Origin of the sequence: Limosilactobacillus viscerum, from assembly GCF_947387525.1 — a bacterium.
GTDB lineage: Bacteria > Bacillota > Bacilli > Lactobacillales > Lactobacillaceae > Limosilactobacillus > Limosilactobacillus viscerum.
In genome coordinates, this window is record NZ_CANDNW010000049.1 from 1 (window position 1) to 5,086 (window position 5,086).

Here is a 5,086-nt window from a genome sequence, read left to right on the forward strand (position 1 = left end):
TGCTTATGTAGGTACTTCATGTTTTCCTTTTCCATGTGATGTCTTGCTTTGGCCACCTGCATTAAGTCTTTATCGGCCGTCAACTCTTCATTCACCGTTTTGTAGTCCTTGACGCTGTAAACGGGAACCAAATAGTTTACTAGCCCTTTAATGTCCCAAACTGGTTCAGACTTTCCATAACCATGTGGCCAACTCTTAACCAACCAATCATTGATAATGTCGTCCTTGACTGCTTCAACCTTGCTGACCTTAGCAAGCTTAATCACGGCATGAAGGTGTGGCTTGTGGTTGCTGTCGTACTCTGGGCACAACGTGTAGCACTGAATAGTTCGTTCCCGTTCCAGACACTTAATATATTGGTCAAACTTCGATTTTGCCCCATTTATGGTTCTTATACGATTGTCAGAAAAAGTTAGGGTAACAAATCTAACCCTAGGGTCGTTATTTTCATAGTTATTAAACAAGCTTCCCCGCAAGGTCTTTTTGTACCTTATAAAGTCCATTGGCGTCTTTCCGCCTTTGTGCTTGTGGTAGTGTCCCCTGCCCTTGCTACTGTGCTTGGTGGCGTTGCTATTGACCACTTGGCCCACACCGCTATTTCTATCAATAACAAGTGTTGAATTGCTGGTAATGGCCGTAGCACTGTCATTGTCGTACCGTTGTTGAATTATTCGTTGCATGAAAAAACACCTCTTTTCCTTCGCTTTCCTAAGCTAGAAAAAAGGTGTTTCAATGTCATATTATTTTGTATTCGTCTGTAATACGCTTTTTGTTGATTACAATCCAAATATGGTATAATATTAAGGCATTGAGGGACGTTCGAGGAACTGCAATTCCGTTGATGAACGCCATTTATTAGAATCTTTTTTTCTAGCTTTTTCTAGCTTTCAGGAACTGCAATTCCTGAAAGCTTTATTTTTTCACTATTGACACGCAGCGTTTTGTTGCGTGCTTACTTTTCCATGATAGCACAATCTTGAATTGCACGAAATAAGACGACACCAATGTATCAAAAAAAGGCAACCTAATGTGGCTGCCTTTTTTTAGTTTAGGTGATTATTTTCTTTGTCGATTCGTTTTAATATTCTGTATAACTGCTGTCTTGACACGCCGTTATCTTTAGCTAGTTGTACTTTACTGCCATAATCACCCTTCAAATAGTGATTCTTGATATTCTCGTATACTAACCGACCCTCTGGACTATTACTTTCTGGCGTGTATTTTGACGGCCGTCCTTTGTACACCCCTCTCTTTTTTGCTTGTTCGATTCCTTGTCGCTGCCGTTCTTTGATTTTTTCACGTTCATTTTGCGCCACAAATCCCATTAAGCTAATCATCATGTCAAGCATGAATTGGTCAACAAGCTTGTTTCCCGTATTTGTTTGGGGTAGGTCATCAACAATCAGTTGAACGCCCTTGTTTTTAAGTTGCTGCACTAAATTATGAATGTCGTTGTAATCACGGCTTAAACGGTCAAGGCTTACAATTTCCACCGTGTCGCCCTCACGTAAGTAGTCCAACATGTCCCGCAACCCTTGACGATCCACATTCTTACCAGATAACTTATCAGTGAAAACTTTATCGGCTTTTACCTCTTTGGCCCTTGCTAACTGTCTGCTTAGATTCTGCCCTTTACTACTTACACGTGCATAGAATACTAACGCCATATTTGCCGCCCCTTTTCTCATTGGTTGTCTTTTAACAATTATGTTACACCCTAGCGTTACAAATAACAACTATTATTTTAAGGCTTTTATTGTGTCTTATTCGGGTGTACCTAAATGTTACACCTTGATTCAACTAGAAAAGCACCTAACCAATAGGACTAGGTGCTTATGGGATTCATGATATACTTAATGCTGCCACTGTACTTTCCTTTCTAATACCTAGAAAGGGGGTGTAATTATCAAACACATTTGTCTAACTATATTGAACTACCTATTGCAATTGTCGATAGCCGTAGTTCCCGTTGTGGTTGCGTGGTGGCTCAACAGCCACAACAATCACCGTTAAACAGTGGTAGCTACTAAAAGCCCTCTAGCATTGATTGGCCTTATGCTAGGGGGCTTTTCTATTCAGTGTAACTATCAAATACTGTCTAACTACACTTATATTATACCATGTTTTTTAATTTCCTAAATTTTCACCAATGTTGTATTTCACTTTCCCTTTGTAAACTTGAAGATAAGTTTTTGAGTCGTCGTTCGGATCTAATAGTTGGAAATACGATTGCTTTTTCATATGGTTTTTTGCCAATACTTGCGATTCTTCCTTTATGTTTCTCACATAGCTATTCCAAAGGGCCACGTTTCCATCATCCATGTCTTGATACAGGTCGCTGTTAGGATCAAGTGTGGCTTCCCATGCTTCGTCCTCATCGTTCCAAGACCATTTAGTATTGCCTAATTGGTCGTCTTCAAGGTCACTATTAATGGCGTCAGCTAGGCTGTCCTTCGATTTGGCTTCGACTGTCATTGGTGTTTGTTGGTTTAGCATGTTTTCCATAACATTCGTACTCATTCCCAAGCCAAGCCCTAAGCTTAGCACTAAACCAATTTTTATGATTTTTTTCATTAGTTCTTCTCCCAAAAGTTTACTTTCGTCTTTTAAATTTTATCAAACCTTTTCGCCTACCTCAACCCCTTGTTGTTCTAGGGTTTTTCAATGGTTACAATTACTTTATTTCAATATATATTATCAAGTAACTATATTTAGTTTTCACCGCCAGAATTGCCACCATTTTTTGGCTGGTTCTGCCTGTTTCTTAGGCGCTTCTAGCAGCTTTATCTTGTCCGCTTGCTTTCCCTGTATTTCTAGCGACTGGTTCAATGCTCGTTGCGCTTGATTCAGGTTCACTTGTGCCATTTTTAGTTGTTCCTGCAGCTGGTTTATTTGTTTGTCTTTGACTTCTAGCTGTTTCTCAACCGTTTCTACACTATATCTAAGAACTGGTTCTTTAGATTCGTCAACCTCTTCAACCTTAGTCCTAGCTAGCTTTATAAGTGTTTCATCGTATAGCTTAGCTTGGCCTTTGGTTTTCTTTGCTTTTAAGTGGTTATCCTTGACCACTCTATACACCGTACTCTTTGAACAGCCTACAATCTTGGCAACCTCAAGCATAGTGTACAGGCCGTTCTTATTTTTCCCCGTTTCTGCCATCTCTGCCACCTCTTCCATTGTTGCCCTAAGTATAGCACGGCGACCTATTCCATAGCAGAAACGGCACTCAATTAATTATATTTGACTGTTAGGCCCGCACGTTGGCCTCTCGCAGCCATTCTCCGGCCTTTTTGGTGGTTTACCCTATTATCCCTATCTAGTACCAAACATGGCCCTTTATGGCTTCCCTCGTAGCATTTTTCGATATTGTCCAGTCCATAGGCTTCCCGCAATCGCTTATCAATTCCTAGTATCTCTTCAACTACCACGCCAACGGGTTTTCCTACCCCCCCGTGCAATCTGTAAGAAGCTCTTTAGGGTCATTTTATCTAAGTCACGGGTCATTTTGTTTGTCATGCTAGACCTCGAAATTCCGTTCACACGGGCCACGTGTGCAGGCTTTACACCTTCCCGTGCTAGGTAATAATATACGGCGTTACTGTCTGTTAGAATGCTTCTGTTTCGTCTTTTTGTCATGTTCAAAAATCCTCTCTAATCGTTGATATACCGGCGTTTCTAGCCTGTTTTTGTTTAGTATGCAACTACTCTTACTAATTGTGAAATAGTACCTGTAATAAGGTTAAATCACCCCTATTTTTTCAATTATCAAAAAAACCGGCTGGTGTGAAGGATAGGCTACTCAATAGCGCCCCCCTTAGAAAAAGGCGCACAAATGTAGAAATGCCCCCCTAGCCTTATAACAGGCACTAAACCGCCATTCCCTTAGCTTCATTGGTAGTAATTCTACTGCCGTTGCTTTTAATCCGGCCTTGCTGCAAGGGTAAATCCAGCAATTAGGGAATCCTTTGAAAGCGGTTTCATCCCCATAATATTGCTGTTTTATACCTGTTATAGGGGTTATTCTTCAATCTTAAAACCGCCTATATAGCAAGATAAAACCATTCTTTTATCAGTGGTATCTCTACACCGTCAAACTCTGCTAAATCTCGTAGTTTCTTAGTAATAGCCGTGTACTGGTGATGTAGTCCCTTTTCCAGCAACACAACATTCGTTATGCCGTTACCATGTGGAAATTGCCGTATAGCAGGGTTTCTGTGGTGCACCTCGTACTTATTAGGGCATTTCATTGCGTCCTCGTACTTTTTCTTGTCCGTCAATCTTGTGTACTGCAAAGCGCTTAGCCGGTGAAGGTACACGCCGTCAAAGTCTTCAAGGTATTGCCCATCATGTCCTACATGATAGAACCTATGCTCATTCCCCGTAGGTAGTTCAAACACTCGGCCCGCTCTCAAGTCCATTGTGTCGCCTTCAAGACTAGGAACGCCTTTAATCTGTATTAAGTCATGGCCACCGTTATGTTCATGTAGATACTTGCTCAACACCCTATCCTGCCGTTGTACCTTTGCCACTATTTCCTTTTCTGCACTCGTCAACGGTAGCTTATCAATATCAACAACGCCGTAGTCCAGTCCGTGCAAGTCTATCTTCGCTGCTCTCATTCTCTTTCTCACTCTCTTCCTTATGCTGCCACCTGTTGTTTAGCTTTCTCTTCACTTAACAAGTCGTACAGTAATTTTGATTGCTCATTGGTGAAATAGTACCTATCAACGGTTACTGCACGTTCAAACGAACTAATTAGCTCTCCCGTTTCATCGTCGTAGTTATTAACGGTGGTAACAATCGTAGTGCTACCACTAAAAACGCCAGCTGAACGCCAGTAACCTAGGATAGTTTTGTCGCTGGTCTTGACCCTTGCTGTTTTAGCTTGTCCCCTAGACAAGTAAACCGGCCGCTCATTACCACTTAACTGCTTCTGGTTTTCTTTTTTCTTTTCATGGTTAGCTATCGCTCTAGCCCGCTTGCGCTTAGCCTTCAACCACTTTGGCGCTTGCTTATGTAGGTACTTCATGTTTTCCTTTTCCATGTGATGTCTTGCTTTGGCCACCTGCATTAAGTCTTTATCGGC

6 protein-coding genes are annotated in these 5,086 nt (G+C 41.4%); all 6 read right to left on the reverse strand.

Going from position 1 to position 5,086, the window contains the following annotated elements; all coding sequences use genetic code 11:
• Positions 1-680, reverse strand: a 680-nt coding sequence (locus QOS07_RS09055; RefSeq protein WP_283588622.1) for a rolling circle replication-associated protein, incomplete at its 3' end; no start/stop codon positions are given.
• Positions 681-1,043: 363 nt separating this feature from the next.
• The gene (locus QOS07_RS09060; protein ID WP_283588623.1) at positions 1,044-1,667 is read right to left on the reverse strand and encodes a recombinase family protein; all 624 of its coding nucleotides are present in this window, start codon (positions 1,665-1,667) and stop codon (positions 1,044-1,046) included.
• Positions 1,668-2,127: 460 nt separating this feature from the next.
• On the reverse strand, positions 2,128-2,574 hold the full coding sequence (locus tag QOS07_RS09065; RefSeq protein ID WP_283588624.1) for a hypothetical protein: 447 nt from the start codon (positions 2,572-2,574) through the stop codon (positions 2,128-2,130).
• Positions 2,575-2,718: 144 nt separating this feature from the next.
• Positions 2,719-3,159 (reverse strand): excisionase family DNA-binding protein, encoded by a 441-nt coding sequence (locus QOS07_RS09070; protein ID WP_283588625.1) that lies wholly within the window; start codon positions 3,157-3,159, stop codon positions 2,719-2,721.
• Between the two features lie 881 nt (positions 3,160-4,040).
• Positions 4,041-4,631 (reverse strand): hypothetical protein, encoded by a 591-nt coding sequence (locus tag QOS07_RS09075; protein ID WP_283588626.1) that lies wholly within the window; start codon positions 4,629-4,631, stop codon positions 4,041-4,043.
• Positions 4,632-4,639: 8 nt separating this feature from the next.
• Positions 4,640-5,086 (reverse strand): hypothetical protein (locus QOS07_RS09080; RefSeq protein WP_283588627.1); only part of this gene is annotated, 447 nt, incomplete at its 5' end.

Excerpts from the sequence above, each read along its gene's own strand:
- QOS07_RS09065 (WP_283588624.1), bottom strand. The coding sequence starts at position 2,574 with ATGAAAAAAATCATAAAAATTGGTTTAGTGCTAAGCTTAGGGCTTGGC.
- QOS07_RS09070 (WP_283588625.1), bottom strand. The coding sequence starts at position 3,159 with ATGGCAGAAACGGGGAAAAATAAGAACGGCCTGTACACTATGCTTGAG.
- QOS07_RS09060 (WP_283588623.1), bottom strand. The coding sequence starts at position 1,667 with ATGGCGTTAGTATTCTATGCACGTGTAAGTAGTAAAGGGCAGAATCTA.